Source organism: Streptomyces sp. NBC_00442 (genome assembly GCF_036014195.1).
Lineage (GTDB): Bacteria > Actinomycetota > Actinomycetes > Streptomycetales > Streptomycetaceae > Streptomyces.
This window is the reverse complement of sequence record NZ_CP107918.1, coordinates 7,428,401-7,446,246: the sequence shown is the minus strand read 5'-3', so window position 1 is coordinate 7,446,246 and position 17,846 is coordinate 7,428,401. Positions and strand designations below refer to the sequence as shown.

The 17,846-nt window shown below is 71.3% G+C and carries 19 protein-coding genes; 13 read left to right on the top strand and 6 right to left on the bottom strand.

Annotated features, from left to right (window positions below):
* Positions 1-140: 140 nt before the first annotated feature.
* Positions 141-1,169, bottom strand: coding sequence for a LuxR C-terminal-related transcriptional regulator (locus OG432_RS33520; protein ID WP_328314717.1), 1,029 nt, complete (start codon positions 1,167-1,169; stop codon positions 141-143).
* 247 nt (positions 1,170-1,416) lie between these two features.
* On the opposite strand from OG432_RS33520, the gene OG432_RS33515 reads away from it, so the two are divergent.
* From OG432_RS33515 to OG432_RS33500, 4 genes are all read left to right on the top strand, one after another.
* Complete coding sequence (locus OG432_RS33515; RefSeq protein WP_328314716.1) at positions 1,417-1,608, top strand: hypothetical protein; 192 nt, start codon at positions 1,417-1,419, stop codon at positions 1,606-1,608.
* A gap of 4 nt (positions 1,609-1,612) precedes the next feature.
* The gene (locus OG432_RS33510; RefSeq protein WP_328314715.1) at positions 1,613-2,434 is read left to right on the top strand and encodes a hypothetical protein; all 822 of its coding nucleotides are present in this window, start codon (positions 1,613-1,615) and stop codon (positions 2,432-2,434) included.
* Positions 2,410-2,784 (top strand): TetR-like C-terminal domain-containing protein, encoded by a 375-nt coding sequence (locus tag OG432_RS33505; RefSeq protein ID WP_328314714.1) that lies wholly within the window; start codon positions 2,410-2,412, stop codon positions 2,782-2,784. Before OG432_RS33510 ends, OG432_RS33505 begins: the two co-directional genes overlap by 25 nt.
* A gap of 86 nt (positions 2,785-2,870) precedes the next feature.
* A complete protein-coding gene (locus OG432_RS33500; RefSeq protein WP_328314713.1) occupies positions 2,871-3,281 on the top strand; it encodes a cyclic-phosphate processing receiver domain-containing protein in 411 nt (136 codons plus the stop codon).
* Here the strand turns inward: OG432_RS33500 and OG432_RS33495 are convergent.
* Entirely contained in the window at positions 3,246-4,442 is a 1,197-nt protein-coding gene (locus OG432_RS33495; protein ID WP_328314712.1) for an MFS transporter, read from the bottom strand. The genes OG432_RS33500 and OG432_RS33495 overlap by 36 nt on opposite strands.
* A gap of 108 nt (positions 4,443-4,550) precedes the next feature.
* Complete coding sequence (gene proP / locus OG432_RS33490; protein WP_328315352.1) at positions 4,551-6,110, bottom strand: glycine betaine/L-proline transporter ProP; 1,560 nt, start codon at positions 6,108-6,110, stop codon at positions 4,551-4,553.
* 379 nt (positions 6,111-6,489) lie between these two features.
* On the opposite strand from proP, the gene OG432_RS33485 reads away from it, so the two are divergent.
* A complete protein-coding gene (locus OG432_RS33485; RefSeq protein WP_328314711.1) occupies positions 6,490-7,317 on the top strand; it encodes a helix-turn-helix domain-containing protein in 828 nt (275 codons plus the stop codon).
* A 60-nt stretch (positions 7,318-7,377) separates the two neighbouring features.
* Positions 7,378-8,445 (top strand): methyltransferase, encoded by a 1,068-nt coding sequence (locus OG432_RS33480; RefSeq protein WP_443058525.1) that lies wholly within the window; start codon positions 7,378-7,380, stop codon positions 8,443-8,445.
* Between the two features lie 125 nt (positions 8,446-8,570).
* Here OG432_RS33480 and OG432_RS33475 read toward each other — a convergent pair whose 3' ends face one another.
* Together OG432_RS33475 and OG432_RS33470 are read right to left on the bottom strand one after the other, a co-directional pair.
* A complete protein-coding gene (locus OG432_RS33475) occupies positions 8,571-9,455 on the bottom strand; it encodes an NAD(P)H-binding protein (protein ID WP_328314710.1) in 885 nt (294 codons plus the stop codon).
* 41 nt (positions 9,456-9,496) lie between these two features.
* Positions 9,497-10,552, bottom strand: a complete 1,056-nt coding sequence (locus OG432_RS33470) for a YncE family protein (protein WP_328314709.1) — start codon at positions 10,550-10,552, stop codon at positions 9,497-9,499.
* A gap of 142 nt (positions 10,553-10,694) precedes the next feature.
* On the opposite strand from OG432_RS33470, the gene OG432_RS33465 reads away from it, so the two are divergent.
* The 3 genes from OG432_RS33465 (at position 10,695) to OG432_RS33455 (ending at position 13,213) form a co-directional block, all read left to right on the top strand.
* Positions 10,695-11,600, top strand: coding sequence for a LysR family transcriptional regulator (locus OG432_RS33465; protein ID WP_328314708.1), 906 nt, complete (start codon positions 10,695-10,697; stop codon positions 11,598-11,600).
* Between the two features lie 211 nt (positions 11,601-11,811).
* Positions 11,812-12,282 carry a DIP1984 family protein gene (locus OG432_RS33460; RefSeq protein WP_328314707.1) on the top strand — a complete coding sequence of 157 codons (471 nt, stop codon included), beginning with the start codon at positions 11,812-11,814 and terminating at the stop codon, positions 12,280-12,282.
* A gap of 313 nt (positions 12,283-12,595) precedes the next feature.
* Positions 12,596-13,213 carry a TOPRIM nucleotidyl transferase/hydrolase domain-containing protein gene (locus OG432_RS33455; protein WP_328314706.1) on the top strand — a complete coding sequence of 206 codons (618 nt, stop codon included), beginning with the start codon at positions 12,596-12,598 and terminating at the stop codon, positions 13,211-13,213.
* A gap of 81 nt (positions 13,214-13,294) precedes the next feature.
* On the opposite strand, the gene OG432_RS33450 is transcribed toward OG432_RS33455, so the two are convergent.
* Positions 13,295-14,197 carry an NADP-dependent oxidoreductase gene (locus tag OG432_RS33450; RefSeq protein ID WP_328315350.1) on the bottom strand — a complete coding sequence of 301 codons (903 nt, stop codon included), beginning with the start codon at positions 14,195-14,197 and terminating at the stop codon, positions 13,295-13,297.
* A gap of 248 nt (positions 14,198-14,445) precedes the next feature.
* Here OG432_RS33450 and OG432_RS33445 point away from each other — a divergent pair, with 248 nt between their 5' ends.
* From OG432_RS33445 to OG432_RS33430, 4 genes are all read left to right on the top strand, one after another.
* Positions 14,446-14,724, top strand: coding sequence for a polyprenyl synthetase (locus tag OG432_RS33445; RefSeq protein ID WP_328314705.1), 279 nt, complete (start codon positions 14,446-14,448; stop codon positions 14,722-14,724).
* Complete coding sequence (locus OG432_RS33440) at positions 14,714-15,769, top strand: polyprenyl synthetase family protein (RefSeq protein ID WP_328314704.1); 1,056 nt, start codon at positions 14,714-14,716, stop codon at positions 15,767-15,769. The genes OG432_RS33445 and OG432_RS33440 overlap by 11 nt, the downstream gene beginning before the upstream one ends.
* A 43-nt stretch (positions 15,770-15,812) precedes the next feature.
* The gene (locus OG432_RS33435) at positions 15,813-16,976 is read left to right on the top strand and encodes an oxygenase MpaB family protein (RefSeq protein WP_328314703.1); all 1,164 of its coding nucleotides are present in this window, start codon (positions 15,813-15,815) and stop codon (positions 16,974-16,976) included.
* Positions 16,977-17,347: 371 nt separating this feature from the next.
* Positions 17,348-17,827, top strand: a complete 480-nt coding sequence (locus tag OG432_RS33430; RefSeq protein WP_328314702.1) for a hypothetical protein — start codon at positions 17,348-17,350, stop codon at positions 17,825-17,827.
* Positions 17,828-17,846 lie beyond the last annotated feature (19 nt).

The window sequence follows — 17,846 nt, the reverse complement described above, 5'->3', positions numbered from 1 at the left end:
CGCAGGCGGCCGGTGCGGGAGACCGTGAGCCGACTTGGTCGACACGGTCGGCAGGGACGGGCGACGCCGAGCCGACGCCGCCGGCGGGTTCGGACGACGGTACCGACCCGGGCCGGGCGGATGCGAGCCGCGCGGGCGCGTCAGTCGTCCAGCCACCCGAGGCGGACAGCGCTGACACCGGCCTGGAAGCGGCTGGCCGCGCCTAGCCGTTCGGTCAGTTCGGAGACGAGGCGACGGACCGTACGCTCGGAGATCCCGAGCTTGCGGGCCATCGCCTCGTCCGTCAGTCCGCCGGCCAGCATCCGCACCAGTTCACGGTGGCGCCCGGTGGGCCGCCAGTCGGCGCCCTCCTCGCCCGTGCCGCCTCCGAGGTCACCACCCCCTGCCGTCTCGGCCAGGACGCTCGCGCCCGCCCAGCAGTGCTCGAAGACGCCGCGGAACACGTCGACCAGCGTCTCGCTGCGCAGGACGACCGCTGCGATGCCCCCGTCCGTGGGCTGCGGGGCCGGCACGATCGCGAGCGAGCGGTCCACCACGATCAGCCGTAGCGGAAGCGTGTGCGCGGTGCGGACCTGGGCGCCCGCCCCGCCCAGCCGGCGAAGATAGGCGGCCATGTGCGGAACCGCGGCGGCCGAGCCGAGATGGATCGTACGGATGCGTACGCCACGGTCGAGCGCGAGCCTGTCCCGTTCGAGGCCCGCCTCGATCATCTCGGCGGGCAGGGCGCGGCCGGGGTGGAGGGACAGGACCTCCTCCTCGACGCGCTGCGAGGCGTCCTCAAGGGCGGCCGACACGTTGGCCGCGCCGGTCACCACTTCCATCTGCACGGAGGACAACTCGCGTGCGTGCACGGGCTGGAAGTCGGCGACGACCTGCGCGAGTGCGGACCGCGTCTGCTGTACGGCGCCGAGCAGGGCGCCCGTGTGCCTCTCCTCTTCGAGGAGGAGGTTGCGCAGCGCGGTGTCGGGAGCCAGTGCCGTCCAGCCGTTGCGGGTGTCCGGCGAAGGAACGAACAGGCCGAGGCGGCCGAGCAGTTGGAGGGCTTCGGCGAACTCCGTGCCGCTCCACCCGCGGTGTTCGGTGAGGACTTCCGGTTTCCAGGCGGCGTCGTCGAGGGCGATCCGATAGAGGTCCTGGGCTCTTGCGCGTGCGTCCGTGCGTGCGTCCACCCCTGTCCGCTCCCCTTTCGTGTGGCCACTCCCCCGTGGCCACTTCCCCGGGCGATCTCCCCCTTGGTGATCTTAAAAATGATTCTGTTCCTCGGAACAGCACCGTCCGGAATGCGGACCGGAAAGTGCGGGCGATACGTCCGCCTCTGGCCATGTCCGGTCCCGGAACTCCCTTGCACATGGCGGCTGATGGGGCCGCGGGAGATGCTGGTCACACACCGAACGATCGCTTCCAGGGGGAACTCGTATGTCCGTATCCATCACTTCACCATCCGCCGCCACGCGTCGCACTCGGCTCGTCCGGGCGGCCGTCGTGACGTCCGCCTCGGCCTGCGCCGCGGCGCTCGTCCTGGGCGGAACGACCGCGCCCGCGCCCGCCGGCCCGACCGCGCGGGCGTCCGCGCCCGTGAACAGCAGCGACTCCTTCATCTGGGGCTGAACCGGTGGAGCGTCCGAGCATCGCCGTCGTCACCCCGCTGACCGGGCCGCGCACGGCCTGGGGGGCGGTGCTCCTCGGCGAGGTGGACCGGGCGCGGGCCGTGTGTCCGGACGCTGCCGACTGGCACGTGCACGACGAGACCCCGGGTGTCGCGGAGGACGTCGCCGCTGCCGGCCACGTGGCGGTGGTGGGACACAGCGATCCCCTCGGCATCCGCCGGGCGCTGCCTGTCTACCGCGCCGCGGGGCTGCCCTGTCTGCTGCCGTTCGTATCGGCCGGCCCGCCGGCGCTGAGCTGGGCGCCCGACGAGGACGCGCTGGTCCGTACGGTCGTGGAGGCCGCCGCGGCACTGGGCGCGGCCGAACTCTCGGTGGCCCGCGACGCCGGGCCGGAGTGGGCAGCGCTCGCCCTGCGCGTCGAGGCGGCCGCCTGTCGGGCGGGGCTCGCACGGCATCAGGGGGCGGGGCCGGCCGTGCTCGCGCCGCAGCACCGGCTCTCGGAGTTTCTCCGGGGCACGGGTCCCGTCCTTGTTCCGCTGGACTGCGGCCTGGCCTCGTTCGAGACGTTGGCCGGCGCCTCGACGGGCCGGACGGGCCACCAGGTCTGGGCCGTGCACCCGCAGATGTGCGCGGTGCGCCGTGCCAGAACCGCGGTGGCGGCCCTGGCCCAGTCCCTCGCGGCCGGCCCGGCGCTGCGGGGCGCGTCCTTGGCCGACGCGGTACGCAGCCACTCGGGAGCGCTGCTCACCGTCGGGGGCGGTGTCCTCGGCGACGGCTGGCGGGTGTCGCGGCTCGGCAGCGTGTGCCCTGCGCGGGGCGGGTCCTGAGATTCGCCCGGGTGGGGCTGGTCCCGCGGGAGACGCCCCCCTCCCGGTCGCCCGAGCGGGCGAGAGGCGGGGCGTCGGCGGTGTCTTGGGGTACGCGAGAGCCCGGCGAAGCCTCGTCCGCCGGCCGGTGGAGTTTCCGCGAGCGTTATCTCGGTCCGCGCCGCGACCGGGAACGGGACTTGCTCACGCGCGGCATCGCGGCCGGGGCGTTCGCGCCCGAGCTCGGTCCCGACGCCACGATGGACGCCCTCGTCGGCCCGATCGTCTACTGCGCCCTGACCGGGGCGAGCATCCCCGCCGGCCTGGTGGACACCCTCGTCGAAAGCCTCCTGAGACCCCGCCCGAGCTGAGCCGCGAGTCGAAGCCGGTCCGCCCCGCGCCCGGACCCGGACCCGGTGAGCGCATCCTCGAAAAAGAAAGGGGCTCCTCCGGCGTCATGACCGATGATGGCCCGGTGCATGAGAACCCGCCCGCCCCGACCCCCGTCATCCTCGGCATCGACGACCTGCGGCCCCTCCCCCGAGCGACCCGGATCGCCCGGACCAGCGACGAAGGCGTTCAGCTGCTGCGCGAGCACCGCGACACGTTCATCGACGAACTCTGGCTCGATCACGACCTCGGCGGTGACGACAGCATCATGCCCGTGGTGACCCTGCTGGAAGAAGCCGCCTTTCACGGACGGCCCTTCGCCATCGGGGCGATCCTCGTGCACAGTGCCAACCCCATCGGCGCGCAGACGGTCGTGCGTTCGCTGGCGTACTGGAACTACCGGGTGCGGCGGGCCGCGGCACAGCCCGTGCGCGAACGCCGCTCAGTCGGCGTCCCGCGCCTCCACCGGCCGCGATAGCAGGTAGATGCCGGCGGCGGTGGCCAGCACGGCCATGCACGCGATGAACACCAGGCCGGCCCCTTCGAGGCCGATCGGCTTCACCAGCACGCCGACCCCGATCACCGGCACCGAGATGCCGGCGTACGCCACCACGAAGAGGCTGGAGATCACCGAAGCACGCCGGTCGGCGGGGGACGCCTCGGCGACCGCGGTCAAGGCGCCGCGGAAGGCGAGGCCCTGCCCGCATCCGCCGACCAGCGCGCTCAGCACGATCAGCGACAGCAGGTCCCAGCGCAGCGCCGCCGCGAGCAGCGCGAGGCCGGCCAGGAGGGCGGCGCAGCCCAGGGGCAGTGAGCGCGTGAGACCCACACGCCCCACGGCCAACTGCCCGGCGGTCGAGGCGAAGAAGGCCAGCGCGACCACGAGTCCGGTCGCCGCGTGATTGCTCACGTTCAGGGACTGCGCCAAGAACGCCGGACTCACCGACGTGAACACACCGAACAGCGCGAACCCGACGAACGCCGCGATCGCCGCGGGCACGAACACCGGGCGCACCTGGGCGGGCAGGCTCGGCCGCTGCGTCCTGGCGGTGCGCAGCGGCTGCGGGTCCCGCACCGTCTCGGGGAGCCGCAGCAGCACCACGGCCGAGGCTGCCACCAGTGCCAGGTGCACGATGAACGTGAGGGTCAGCGGCCAGGCCGCGTACTGGGCGAGCAATCCGGCGAGCAGCGGCCCGCACCCGAGGCCGCCCATGTTGGCGGCCGTCGCCACGAGCGTGGCCCGCGACGCGCCACCACGGGGTGCGAGGTCCATGACGTACGCCGTGGCGGCTCCGGTGAACAGTCCGGCGGACAGCCCGGACAGCAGCCGGCCCGCGTACAGCCAGCCGAGGCCCGATGCGGACAGGAAGCAGACCGCGCTCGCCGCGGCGAACCCGAGTCCCCACAGCAGCACGGGACGCCGGCCGATGGCATCGGACACATTGCCCGCGAGCAGCAGCACACCGATGACACCGAAGGCGTACACGGCGTACACCACGGTGACGGTGAGCTCGGAGAATCCGAACTTCCCCTGGTAGAGGCCGTATAGAGGGGTCGGCAGCGTGGTGCCGGCCATGCACACGGCGAACACCGCGCCGCTGAGCAGACACGGCCACCAGCCGCGAAGATCACGATCCATGGCATCGACGGTAACTCCACGGGCACCGCCCGTACCGCCCCCGCGCGCCGGGCGCGCCGCACCGCCTCCCGGCCGGGCCCCGGTCGTGGCGCCCGGCCGGCCACCGGCTCAGTCGCGCCGGTCCTTGTCGTCCCACTTCTCGGAGCGGTGGGGCAGGTGCGGCAGGTGCCCCTGGCGCAGTTGGAGCCAGACGTCACGCGCACGGCGCCCCGCGTGCGTACGGCTGCGCGCGACCAACTCGCGCGCCTCCTCCTCCGATTCGACCATGGCCGACGAGCCCCGCAGGGGCAGGCCCGCGGTCTCGCGCAGGAACAGGGCCGAGATCACGCCGATCACGCCCGCGGCCATGAGGTAGTAGGCGGGTACGAGTTCGTTGCCGGTCGCGTTCACCAGGGCGGACGCCACCAGGGGGGTGGTGCCGCCGAACAGGGACACGGAGAAGTTGAACGCGAGCGAAAGGCCGCCGTAGCGCAGATGCGTGGGGAAGAGGGCGGGCAGGGTCGCCGCGCTCGTCCCCGCGAAGCACACCAGGAACAGCCCGAGCACGGCGCAGCCGATCGCGGGGAACACGATGCCGCCCTGCCGGATGAGCTGGAAGACCGGGATCGAGAACACCACCATCGCGATCCCGCCCCACAGGAACAGCGGCCGGCGCCCGAAGCGGTCCGAGGAGCGGCCGACCGCGGTGATGGAGAGGACGACGAGCACCATGGTGCCGAGCACGAGGAGCTGGGCGGTGAGTTCGGATTCGCCGAGGGTCGAGCTCATGTAGGTCGGCAGATAGGACGTCACCATGTAGTTGGTGACGTTGTAGAGCAGGACGAGCCCGATGCAGACGAGCATGGCCTGCCAGTGGTGGGTGAAGACCTCCTTGAGGCGCCCCTTCCCCGACATGCGGGCCTGTTCCAGCCGCTCGTCCTCCTCGGAGGTGGGCCCGCTCCGGGCCGCCGCCTGCCGTCCCCGTTCCTCCGCCTCCTGGAACGCGGGTGTCTCGTCGAGCCTGAGCCGCATGTAGAGCCCGATGAGGCCGAGCGGTCCCGCGACGTAGAACGGGATCCGCCATCCCCAGTCGACCATCTGGTCCTCGGAGAGGACACCGGTCAGGACCGTGACCAGGCCGGAGCCGAGGGAGTATCCGATGAAGGTGCCGAAGTCGAGCCAGCTGCCGAGGAAGCCCCGGATCCGGTCGGGTGAGTACTCGGCGATGTAGGTGGTGGCTCCGGCGTACTCGCCGCCGGTGGAGAAGCCCTGGACCAGCCGGCACAGGAGCAGCAGGACGGGCGCGGCGAGGCCGATCGACTTGTAGCCGGGCAGGAAGCCCACGGCGAAGGTGCTGATCGCCATCATGATCATGGTGACGGCGAGGACCTTCTGGCGTCCGACCCGGTCGCCGAGCGGCCCGAACACGAGGCCGCCGATCGGCCGGACCAGGAACGCCGCGGCGAACGTCGCGAACGTCGAGATGACCTGGGCGCCCGGTGAGCTCGACGGGAAGAAGACCTTGCCGAGCGTGGCGGCGACGTAGGCGTAGACACCGAAGTCGAACCACTCCATCGTGTTGCCGAGCGCGGCGGCCGACACGGCGCGCCGGACGGCGGGCTTGTCGGCGACCTTCACGTCGTCGGGATGCAGCGACTTCTTGCGCCGGCGCAGCAGCGCCCGCACCATGCGTTCGGTCTCCACGCTTCCCGAACCGAATCCGCGACTTCGGCGGCCCGGTTGTTCGGGCCCCCGCCTCTTTGAGTTCATGGGTACCTGTGCGTCGTCGGTGGTTCCGCACCAGCGATGTGCGATGTGCGGAGTGCTGCCGGAGCACCGGCACCGGCATCGGCATCCGGTGCGCGGCGTACGTGCGACAACTTTCCCTGGTGCTCCGCCGCGCGCGGCGCATGCGGCTGCGCGGCGTGTCGCCGTGTCACGTGAGTGGGCGCCACGGTGATGGTCCGGCCGGCCGGCGGCGACAACCCGGCTGGGACGGGCGGAAGTCCGCCGGCCCGCGGGAACTTTCGTCCAAGACAGGACCGCCGCGGTCCGGGACTCTGGGGGCATGCGCAGCTACGGCACGGGGTCCACGCCCTGGGAACGCGATACCGAGAAGGGCTGGGAGGTCGCCCGCCCTCTCGGTGGCGCCTCCCTCCACGGCGTCCGGATGGCGGGGTTCCGCGACCGCGTCGCGGCCGGTCTCGACAAGCTGGTGCTTCCGCGGCCCGCCGTGGTGGTCGTCATCGGGCTCGGGGACGCCCCGTTCACCATCGAGGGTGCCCGCGGAAACCGGCCCCTGGCGAGCTTCGCCGCGTCGCCGATACCGGGTGCGGCCCGCATCAGGGGCGAACGCGTCGAGTGCATCGAGATGCACCTCTCGCCTCCGGCCGCGTATGCGCTGCTGGGCGCCTCTCCGGGCGAACTGGCCAGCTCTGTGACGGCACTTGAGGAGCTGTGGGGGCGGCACGAGCGGCAGCTGCGCGAGCGGTTGGCGGACCTGTCGTCGTGGCGGGAACGCCTTCCGCTCATGGACGCGTTCCTGCGCGGGCGAGCCGAGCGGGCGCCCTCGATGGCGCCCGAAGTCGCGGCCGTCTGGGCTCACATCGTGGCCAGTGGAGGCCGCGTACGGGTCGACGACCTCGCGGCGTACTGCGGATGGAGCCGGAAGCGGTTGTGGTCCAGGTTCACCGCCCAAGTGGGGATGACGCCCAAGCGGGCGGCCATGCTGGTGCGCTTCGACCGAGCCGCCCGAGCGCTGTGCGCGGGCACGAGCCCCGGCGACGTCGCCCTCGCGTGCGGATACGCCGACCAGCCCCATCTCCACCGTGACGTACTGGCCTTCGCGGGGTGCACGCCCGGCGCCCTGGTGTCCCGGGCGACACCCGGCGGCTGACCGTGGCCCGGACCGTTACGGCTCGCATGCCCACCGGACGACGACGAGAGGCAGACACACGTGACAACCACCGAGACCCGAGCAGCAGACGCGGCGGCCGACCGCCATCTGATCGTCCGGACGGCCTTCGGAAGCATGGCGGCGCAGACCCTGCGGGCGGCCGTACGGCTGAGGGTGTTCGAGCTGGTGGGCGAGGCGCCACGGCGCGGGGACGACATCGCCGCCGAAGCGGGCACCGAGCCGCGGCACATGACCCGGCTGCTGCGCGCCCTGGCCGCTCTCGGCATGCTCGAACAGGACTCCCCCGGGTCCTACTCGACGACGCCCGCGGGTGCGCTCCTCGACCCCCGCCATCCTCACTCGCTCACCTCTTTCGTGCGGGTGTTCACCGACCCGGTGGCCATCCGGGCCTGGGAGCACCTGGACGACAGCGTCCGCACCGGGGAGGTCGCGTTCGACGGGGTCTTCGGCACGGACTTCTTCAGCCATCTCGCCCAACACCCGCAATTGTCGGCGGCGTTCAACGCGGCGATGAGCCAGGCCTCGGGTGCGGCCGCGCTCGCGCTGCCGCACGCCTACGACTTCGGCCGGTTCCGTTCGGTCACCGACATCGGCGGCGGAGCGGGAACCGTCCTGGCCGGGATCCTGAGCGTGCACCCACGCCTCACCGGCGTCGTGCACGACACGGTGGAAGGGCTCGCGCAGGCGCCGGCGACCCTGCACGAGCACGGGCTGGCGGATCGGTGCGCTCTTGTCGCCGGGGACTTCTTCCTTGCCGTCCCCGAGGGCTCGGACCTGTACCTGATCAAGAGCGTGCTGCACGACTGGTCGGACGATCAGGCGGTCACGATCCTGCGCCACTGCCGGGAGGTGCTGCCGGCCGGCGGCCGCGTTCTGATCGTGGAGCCGGTGCTCCCCGAGTCCGTCGGCACCGACGCCGACGGCCATGCCCTCGACGGCGGAATCACCTGTCTGAGCGATCTCAACATGCTGGTGAACGTGGGCGGCAGGGAGCGCACCCGGCAGGATTTCGAGACGGTGTGCCGCGGGGCGCGGCTGTCCGTCACGTCGGTCACGCCGCTGACGGAAGCCGCCCCTTACTGCCTGATCGAGGCCGAGGCGGACTGACCGCCCATCCCGCCGACCGCGTCCGGCCGCCGCGTGCCCGCACGGTGCCCGGCGGCGCCCCGGCCCCGCACGGTCCACGGTTTCCCGTGTCCGGTCGCGGGGCCCCGGGCGCTGCGGGGCGGTGGTCAGGAGAGCACGGCCGGCTTGACGGCCTCCTCGCACCATTGCCGGAACGTGGTCGCGGTCGTCGACTCCGCCGTGCGCGGCTCGGCCTTGTCCATGCCCTGGTTCTTGGCGTCGAACATGTCGACCATCGCCTGTGCCATCGCCTCGCTCGAACCGAAGCCGGTGAGGCGCTCCTTGAGCGCCTCACCGGGAACCTGCCGGTAGCCGATGCTCCTGCCGAGGACGTCGGAGAGGGTCTCGGCCATGTCGGTGGGCGTCAGGTCCTCCGGGCCGAGGCAGGCGACCTCGCCGGATCCGCCCCACGAGTCGTCGAGCAGCAGGCGCGTGGCGGTGGCGGCGATGTCGCGCGAGGCGACCATCGGGGACTTCAGATCCGGGTCCGCCATCAGGAAGAACATGCCCTGCTCCTTCAGCGCGCCGACCTGGTGCAGCAGGTTGTGCATGAACGAGGGGCAGGTGACCGCCCGGTAGGGGACGCCGGAGGCTCCGATCAGATCGTCCATCGCCAGGGACGCGGTCACCGGGCCGGCGTGCGCGGCCTGCGGCGTGCCCCGGCCGAGCGCGGAGATGCCCACCACCCGGCGGACGCCGTGGCGTACGAACGCCTCGCAGGCGGGCCGGGTGAAGTCGACGTACGCGGCGTGGACGCTCGACGCCGACGAGTCGCCCGGCGCGAGCCAGAACACGGCCTCGGCGCCCGTGCACGCCCGGTCGATGACGGCGGGGTCGCCGTGGGAACCCTCGACGACCTCGACGCGTTCGCGCACCTCGGGTGCGAGCCGCTCGGCGTCCCGGACGACGAGCCGCAAGGGGGTGCCCCGGTCGAGCAGGCCGGCGACGACGTCGCGGCCGATCGTGCTGGTGGGGGCGGTGATGACGTACATGTGAATCCTTCTGTCGCGGAGGGTGTAGCGGGTGCGGGACGTCACGCGGGGCGCGGGATGTAGGCGAGCCCGTGGGCGCCCGCCTCCCCGCGCATGGCGATGTCGAGGCGGCCGATGGTGCTCAGCGTGTCCAGGTCGACGATGTCGACGGTGGAGGAGGCGACGCACGCGACGTACCCGATGCGGCCGTCCGGCGACGAGCAGATGGTCAACGGGCACAGTCCCACGTCCAGTTGGCCCAGCTGCTCGTGGGTGTGGCCCGAGAACACCGTGAGCGTGCCGGGTGTGTGGCGTCCCAGAGCGGACGCCGGGTCGAGTTCGCTGCGCATCTCGGCGACGAGCAGCTTGCCTGTCGACGTCATGTGGACCGGCAGGACGATGTCCTGGGTGGGCAGGGTGGCGACGACCTCGTTGGTGCGGGTGTCGATGACGCGGACCCCGGTCGCCGGTCGCTCTGCGGGGTCGGCGTCGAAGGAACCTCCGTACGGCGCGGCGACGTAGACGAGCGTCCCGTCGGGCGAGACGGCGATCCCTTCGCTCCCGGGCACTTCGACCTTCGCGGTGAGCACGCCTCCTTCGAGGTCGACGACCGAGACGAACGGCGCCTCCTTGTTGGCGGCGTAGCCGTTCCGTCCCGCGGCGTCGATGACGAACCAGTGCGGGCCGGGCGCGTCCGTGTCGATCCGGCCCAGCGGGCGCCGGGTCTGCGTGTCGATGACGACGACGCCGCCGGGGCGCTGCGCCGAACCCTCCACGCTGACGTAGAGGCGCTTGCGCACGGTGTCGAGCGCCAATCCGTGGGGCCCGTGTTCCGGGGCGAGGTCGATGATCTCGACGATGCGGCGGGTGTCGGGGTCGATGACGGTCAGCTCGGTGCGCCGGCCGCTGTTCGCGTGGTAGTAGCCCGATGCGTAGGCGGTCGTGCACCACAGCAGCCGCTGGGTGGGGTCGAAGCACAACTCATGCGGTGAGCACGGGACTTCGAGGGTGTCGAGGTGGCGGTCCGAGGCGGCGTCGAAGAACGAGACCGTGGGTCCGCTCTGGCTCACCACGGCCAGAACGTCGCCCTCACGGTCGGCGCGCGCGGACTGCGGCATGGGAACTCCTTGATCGAACCGAGGGGTTGTCAGGCGTTCGCGCTGACTCCATCACTCTCGCCGCCCAAGACCCTCGCAACAATGCAAAGATAGGCACGCAATAGTTGACTCAAACGTAAAAATGCAGTTCAGGAGCTTCCCAATGGATCTCAATCTGCTGCGTGTCCTGGACGCGCTGCTCCAGGAGAACAGCGTGAGCCGAGCCGCCGAGCGTCTCGGTACCTCACCGGCGGTGGTCAGCCGCTCCCTGGCGAGGCTCCGCAGGACCGTCGGTGACCCCCTGCTGGTGCGTGCGGGCCAGGGCATGGTGCCCACCCCGCGCGCTCTTGAACTGCGCGACGAGGTGGGCGCGTTGCTGCGCGGCTGCGACAATGTCCTGCGGCCCGGGGCCGGGTTCGAGGCCGTGCACCTTCAGCGCACCTTCACGCTGCAGGCCGCGGAGCTGCTCCTCGTCGGCCTCGCAGGGACCCTGACCGACCGGATGAAGGCCGAGGCCCCCCACGTGGACGTGGTCTTCCTGCCGGAGTCCGGCGAGGGCGGGCCCGCTTTGCGGCAGGGCACGGTCGACATCGAGCTGGGCGTCCTCGGGCATCTCGACCCCGAGATCCTGACGCGGCCGCTCACCCGCTTGCCTCTGGTCGGCATCGCCCGCGCCGGGCATCCGCTCTTCGACCGCCCGATCGATGTCCGCGCCTTCGCGGCGGTCGACCACATCGGCATCTCCCGCCTCGGCAAGCGCCTGGGTCCCATCGACAGCGCCCTCGCCGAGCAGGGCCTTCGCCGTCGGATCGCCGTGGTGGTGCCCACCCACACGAGCGCGATGCTCCTGGCCCGCGAAAGCGACCTCGTCGCGCTCACCCTCCCCGGCTGGCTGCCCGACGCCACGTCCGCACTCGGGCTGCGCACCTTCCCCATTCCCCTCGACGTGGCGCCGCTCGACCTCGGCATGGCCTGGCACCCGCGCAACTCCGGCGACCCCGGGCACCGCTGGTTCCGTGACCATGTGGCGGCATCGGTACGTGAGCCGGCGCGCGCCACCCTCCCCTGAAGCAGCGGCCGCCGGCGCCGACCCGAAGGAATGTCCGGCAGCGCGGTTGGCCGGTTCGCACAAGGCCATGATGATCGACACGCCCCGCTGGAACCGCGAACCGGCCGAGCACTGCGCGGCCCTCGCCGGTCCAAATCCGGTGGCGTTCCCCCAGGTAGGCATCCATATACTCGTTCGAGCACGAAGAGCGAAGAGAGGGGAGGTGGGGCCGGTGAAGCTCGCTGAGGCACTGGCAGAACGCGCGGAGGCGACACGCCGCGTGGAGCAGTTGCGGGCACGCGTCGTGGGGAGCGCGCGTTACCAGGAGGGGGAGACTCCCGCCGAGAACGCCACCGAATTGCTGGCCGAGTCCGACGAGGTGCTGGCGACGCTCGAAGCGTTGATCCGCCGGATCAACCGGACCAACTCCACGGTGGAGATGGGTCAGGACGGCACACTGACCGACGCCCTGGCGCGCCGGGACGTCCTGCGCCTGCGCCACTCGGTGATCACCTCGGCAGCGGACGCGGCAGCGGGCACGGGTGACCGGGGATACGGCCGGCAGCTGCGCTCCGAGCTCATGATGCTCTCCGCGCTCCCGGTCGCGGAACTGCGCGCGCGGGCGGACCTGCTCGCCAAGGAGATCCGCGAGGTCGACGTACGGATCCAGCGCGCGAACTGGGAGGTCGACCTGCTGGACTGAGCGGTCCGGCGGATCGTGACGATGTGGAGCAGGTAGCTGCTCCGGAGGCGTGCACACGCCGAGGGCCGGCGGTTTTCCGGCCCACCCGTGGCGCGTGAAGAGCAACGCGGGGGTTCGACTCCCCATATACAGCGCAGCTCAGCACGGCGTACAGGTAATGGTGCACAGCGCACAGCACATCACCATGTGCAGATCCGGAGCGGTGAGGGCGGGTTCGGGGTCTTCCACATCTCCGTACGACGACGTCACCATGAGCTGAGCCGGCGTCGAAAAGGGCGAGCAGTCACCCTCACCGTAGGTGCAGACTCGCTCCATGGCGGACATGCGGGCGTTCCAGAACGCGCTCAGTGACTGGGCGAGCGGTGGCAGCGGCGAGGCGGCGAGCGATCTCGCCGAGCGGCTGCGGGTGCGGACGGCCATGCTCGTGGAGGGCCCGAGCGATGTGGCCGCCGTGGAGACGCTCGCGGAGCTGCGCGGACGCGACCTTGCGGCCGAGGGCATCTGCGTCGTATCGATGGGCGGAGCGATGAGCGTGGGCCGCTACGCCAACCTGGTGGGTCCAACCGGCCTTGCCCTGCGCCTTGTTGGGCTCTGCGACGCGGGTGAGCGGCGCTTCTACGAGCGCGCCCTGCGGGAGGCGGGGGCAGCGCTCGACGCGTTCTTCGTGTGCGAGCGGGATCTGGAGGACGAACTCATCCGGGCGCTGGGCACCGCGCGGGTGGAGGAGGTCGTACGGGCCGAGGGCGATCTGCGGGCCTGGCAGACCTTCCGGCGCCAGCCCGCTCAGCACGGCCGGTCCCGGCACCAGCAGACGCGGCGCTTCCTGAGTACGAAGAAGGGCCGCAAGATCCGCTACGGCCATCTGCTCGTCGAAGCGCTCGCCCCCGATCTGACGCCGCCTCCGCTCGAAGGTCTCCTCGCCTGCCTGTGACCCGGAACCGGGCCCGCGGGCGAAGCGCTTCCCTCGTCCCGGACCACCATTCGACGCCCATCGCTGCTCAACCAGGGTGGCTCAGTTCACCAACAGCACGATTTTCCCCCGCACTTGACCGTTCTCGCCGACGCGGTGCGCCTGGGCGACGTCGGTGAGCGCGTATGTGCGGGGGACCGGAAGTGCGAAGTGTCCCGCCTCGATCAGCTGTCCGATCTCGGCGAGCACATGGACCGCGCGGCCGTCGTCCCCACGGCTGAACACGACCCCGTGGCGCCGCGCGCCGGCGAAGTCCGCGATCGTCACGACGTTGGCGGGGCCGCCGGCGAGCTCGATGAGTTCGGGCAGTACGCCACTCCCCGCGACATCGAGCGCGAGATCGACGCCGTCGGACGCGAGCGTGCGAACCCGCTCCACGAGCCCCTCGCCATAGGCGACGGGCTCGGCGCCAAGGGAGCGGAGGTAGGCGTGGTTCGCAGGGCCCGCGGTGCCGATCACGCGGGCGCCACGGACCACGGCGAGCTGCACGGCGGCGCTGCCGACCCCTCCTGAAGCGCCGTTGACGAGCAGGGTGGCGCCGTGCACGACACCGAGCCGGTCGAGTGCGCGCGTGGCCGTCTCGATGGCGGCCGGAAGGGCTGCGGCGCCCGGGAAGCCAAGCGCCGGCGGAATCGGCGCGTAGGGGGACAGCACCGCAGACTCGGCCTGGGCCGCACCCTGTTCGCAGAAGCCGAACACGCGGTCACCGACGGCGACGTCCACGACGCCCTCGCCGATTTCGTCGACGACACCGGCGGCCTCGTAGCCCAAGGTCTGCGGGAGTTCCTCGTCCATCAGGCCCTGACGCTTCTTCCAGTCGCTCGGATTGACGCCGGCCGCGCGCACCGCGATCCGGACCTCGCCCCGCCCCGGACGCGGCGCGGGCAGATCCACGATCTCAAGGACCTCGGGTCCCCCGAACGCGCTGAAACGCACAGCTTTCATCATGCGACTCCGATCTCGGATCCGGCAGCCGGATGGGCAGCGCCGCGAACCACACACGATCCCGAACGATCACATGATCGCACCGCCGGATCCGGTGCCGCCGCATCCGCACCCGTACGGAAGAGCGATCCGATCACTCGATCGTGAGTTCCTCCCACTTCGCGCCTGCTGCACCGTCATGATCGGCGACACGGAGCGGGCGGGACGGGCGCCGACCGAGCGGGCGGAGGACAGCGGAGGACATGGGCATGACGCAGGAACCTGGACGGCCCTCGGGGATGGACCGGCGGGCGGTGCTGCTGGCCGCCGGACTCGCGGATCTGGCGGTGAGTACGGCGGCCACCGCCCTGGGAACCGTCCGGGGACTGCTGCGCCGCTCGGACGCCGCCGACCTGGCAGCGGAGGCCGAGCACGACTTGATGGCGCGGGGGCGCCTGGTCCTCGGCCGGTACGGCGATGTGCCTCCGGCCCATCTCGAAATCCTCGCCCGGCGCGTCGTGGCCCGGACGGCGGACGATGACGTCTGAGCGGTGGGACCCGGCCGCGTTCAAGTCCCGTGTCGATGACGTCGTGAGCGGGTTCGTCGCCGAGGAGGCCGACCGTTTCGCGGCGATCGATCCGCTCCTCGACCCGGTGGCCGAGCAGATGGAGACGGCGCTCGCGGACGGCAAACGGCTGCGCGCGGCGTTCTGCTACTGGGGTTGGCGTGCTGCGGGGCAGCCCGACAGCGACGCACTGGTACGGGCGGCGGCCTCCATGGAGCTGGTGCACGCCGCGGCCGTCGTACACGACGACCTCATCGACGACAGCCCGCTGCGTCACGGGCGGCCCACCGCGCACATCGCCCTGCGCGGCGCCGTACGTCGGGGCCCTCGGGCCGACCCGGCGGCGAGGTCACTGGCGATGCTGGTGGGCGACCTGCTGATGGCCCTGGCGGGACAGCTGTTCACCACCAGCGGTCTGCCGGCCGCGTATCTGGCGCGTGCCCGCCCGCTGTGGTGGGTGATGGCGCGCGAACTCATCGCGGGCGAGTGCCTGGAGATCCTGCGGACCGGTGCCGAGCCGGACACCACGGCGTCCCTGAAAGTGGTCCGCTACAAGACCGCCAAGTACACCGTGGAACAGCCCCTGTTGATCGGTGGCGCCCTGGCCGGCGCGGGTGCCCGGCTGCGCGAGGGCTACTGCGCGTACGGGCTGCCGCTCGGCGAGGCGTTTCAGCTGCGGGACGATCTGCTCGGCCTGTTCGGCGACCCCGGGCACACCGGCAAGGCCAACGCCGACGACGTACGCGGTCAGCGGCCCACCGCCCTGCTCGCCGAGACCTGGCGCCTGGCCGACGGAGCCGAGCGGGAGCTGTTGCGCACGCTGCTGGGCCGGATCGATCTCGACCGGGAGGGCCTGGACACGGTCCGCGCGACGATGCGCCGCATCGGTGCCCCCGACCGCGTGGAGCACATGATCGGCGCACGTGTCGAAGAGGCCCTCGGCGTGCTCCACGACCTCCAGGTACCGGCGCCGGCGGCCACCGCCCTGACGACGCTGGCGCACTCCGCGGCGGTCCGCGTGTCCTGACTCCGCCGCAGCGCAGTCCCGTATTCCTTGAAGGAGCCCCGCCATGATCTGCACCGAGGCCTCGATGAACGCTCTGCGGACGGCCGGTGACGAACTCGCCGACGCCACGGTCGCCGAACTCTTCGCGCGCGGGGAGGTGGGCACCTTCAACACGTTGATGCGCTACGTGTCCACGACCGGCGCCCCGCTGCCGGACGGCCTGCCGGCCGTCGCCCGCGAGTACCTGCACGCCACGAGTGTTCCGCCCGCGTGGGTGGACTGGGACGAGATGGAGAAGGCGCGGCTGTTCTTCATCGACAACAACGTGCACATCTCCACCGCACTCTCCTTCGCCGCCATGCCGGCCTGCTATGTCGTCCCGCATGTGGCGAAGCTGCTGTCGGCGACCCACGGCCTGAAGTATCCGTCGAAGCGGATGGCGGAGACCGGGCAGTTCACCGTCTACCTGATGCAGCCCGACGCCTTCGAAGCCGGCGGACGCTTCATTCCGGCGGCGCAGAAGGTCCGTCTCCTGCACGCGTCCATCCGTCATCACCTCATCCGTGAGAACCGTTGGGACGTCGACGCGCTCGGCACGCCGATCTGTCAGGAGGATCTGATCGGCGGGCAGATGTTCTTCTCCATGCTCGTCCTCGACAGCCTGCACCGGCTCGGCATCCACATGTCGACGGAGGGCGCGGAGGCCTATTACTACGCGTGGCGCGTGGTCGGCGCCATGCTCGGCGTCGACCAGGACGCGGTTCCCACGTCCCTCGACGAGGCCCGCGCGTTCCTCGACCGGTACATGCTCCGGCACATGGGTCCCTCCGACGAGGGTGCGGAGCTGACCCGCCAACTCGTCGACCTGTACGAGGAGATCGTCCCGGGGACGTTCTTCGACCCGATCGTCTCCGCGCTCATCCGCCATCTCGTCGGAGACATCTGCGCGGACTGGCTCCAGGTGTCCCGCACGCCCTGGGACACGGTGGTCAAGGCCGTCCCGCACCTGCTGGGCGTCCTGGAAACCATCGAGGACCGTTCGCCGTTCGGAGCCTGGGCGCTCGACCGCATCGGCCACCTCACCGCCGTCTTCGAGCTGTCCTCCCTGACCCGGGGGCGCGTCATGCACTACGCGATCCCTGAAAAACTCAAGAAGGACTACGGAATCCCCAACGCGGTGCCCCGCACCCATCGGTGGACGCCGCCGGCGGCGACGGTTCTGCCGTAGGCCCTTCGACGGGGGCGGAATAAGCCAGTTCTCGGCCCATCGGAATGAATAGTTCGCCCCATACGTCACTCCACCCCCATCGGAATCGGTGCAGGCCATGCCTGCGACCGGCAGCGGAATGGGTGCCGCCGCTGCCGGAGGGCAACGGGCGATGTCGGCCACGCCGGTTCTTTCAGGCCGTTCCTACTTTCCTGGGCGACGGCTACCGTTTGGCCGCTCCCCCATGCGCCACGGTCAGGAATGTGCAACCGGCCCGGCCACGAGGAACCGGCGACTTCCGCCCGGTGAAGGGGCTCTTGGAAAAGGAAGCCGCTTGCTTCCTCCATTGCGCGGGGCAGCACACTTTTCCTACCGAGAGGGAACGAACAGACATGCGCAGAGCGATATCGGCGCTGGCCGGCCTGGCGGCGGCGCTGCTCCTGGCAGGCCCCGCGGTGGCGGACACCCCGGTGCCCATGCCGCCGGACGGCGACACGTTGAACCTGGGAGAAAGCAACTCGGTCCTGTGCGGAGCCCCGTACAACTCGCCGTTCGCATTCCACATCTACTACAACTCGGGCGAGGGCGGTTCGTACCGGAACATCGGCTACAGCGTCTACGACTTCGACGCGCTGCGGCCGGGCGACGGTCATGTCCACCCGTTGCTGTTCTGCGGAGGCGGCGCGGCCGGCTCCGCCCAGCACATCAAGAACAATGCGGCCTCCGCCGACAACACCCACAACAAGTGGACCGCCCGGGTGTATTACAACAGCGGCTACAAGGGGAACCAGGACGCGATCGGCCCCCAGCAGAACGACGATCGCTTCCGGAATGTCTACAACGAGAACGCGTCATTCCAGTGGACCTCCTGATGCCGACCTCACCGTTTCC

Excerpts from the sequence above, each read along its gene's own strand:
- OG432_RS33515 (WP_328314716.1), top strand. The coding sequence starts at position 1,417 with ATGTCCGTATCCATCACTTCACCATCCGCCGCCACGCGTCGCACTCGG.
- OG432_RS33500 (WP_328314713.1), top strand. The coding sequence starts at position 2,871 with ATGACCGATGATGGCCCGGTGCATGAGAACCCGCCCGCCCCGACCCCC.
- OG432_RS33495 (WP_328314712.1), bottom strand. The coding sequence starts at position 4,442 with ATGGATCGTGATCTTCGCGGCTGGTGGCCGTGTCTGCTCAGCGGCGCG.
- proP (WP_328315352.1), bottom strand. The coding sequence starts at position 6,110 with ATGGTGCGGGCGCTGCTGCGCCGGCGCAAGAAGTCGCTGCATCCCGAC.
- OG432_RS33485 (WP_328314711.1), top strand. The coding sequence starts at position 6,490 with ATGCGCAGCTACGGCACGGGGTCCACGCCCTGGGAACGCGATACCGAG.
- OG432_RS33475 (WP_328314710.1), bottom strand. The coding sequence starts at position 9,455 with ATGTACGTCATCACCGCCCCCACCAGCACGATCGGCCGCGACGTCGTC.
- OG432_RS33470 (WP_328314709.1), bottom strand. The coding sequence starts at position 10,552 with ATGCCGCAGTCCGCGCGCGCCGACCGTGAGGGCGACGTTCTGGCCGTG.
- OG432_RS33465 (WP_328314708.1), top strand. The coding sequence starts at position 10,695 with ATGGATCTCAATCTGCTGCGTGTCCTGGACGCGCTGCTCCAGGAGAAC.
- OG432_RS33455 (WP_328314706.1), top strand. The coding sequence starts at position 12,596 with ATGGCGGACATGCGGGCGTTCCAGAACGCGCTCAGTGACTGGGCGAGC.
- OG432_RS33450 (WP_328315350.1), bottom strand. The coding sequence starts at position 14,197 with ATGAAAGCTGTGCGTTTCAGCGCGTTCGGGGGACCCGAGGTCCTTGAG.
- OG432_RS33445 (WP_328314705.1), top strand. The coding sequence starts at position 14,446 with ATGACGCAGGAACCTGGACGGCCCTCGGGGATGGACCGGCGGGCGGTG.
- OG432_RS33440 (WP_328314704.1), top strand. The coding sequence starts at position 14,714 with ATGACGTCTGAGCGGTGGGACCCGGCCGCGTTCAAGTCCCGTGTCGAT.
- OG432_RS33435 (WP_328314703.1), top strand. The coding sequence starts at position 15,813 with ATGATCTGCACCGAGGCCTCGATGAACGCTCTGCGGACGGCCGGTGAC.
- OG432_RS33430 (WP_328314702.1), top strand. The coding sequence starts at position 17,348 with ATGCGCAGAGCGATATCGGCGCTGGCCGGCCTGGCGGCGGCGCTGCTC.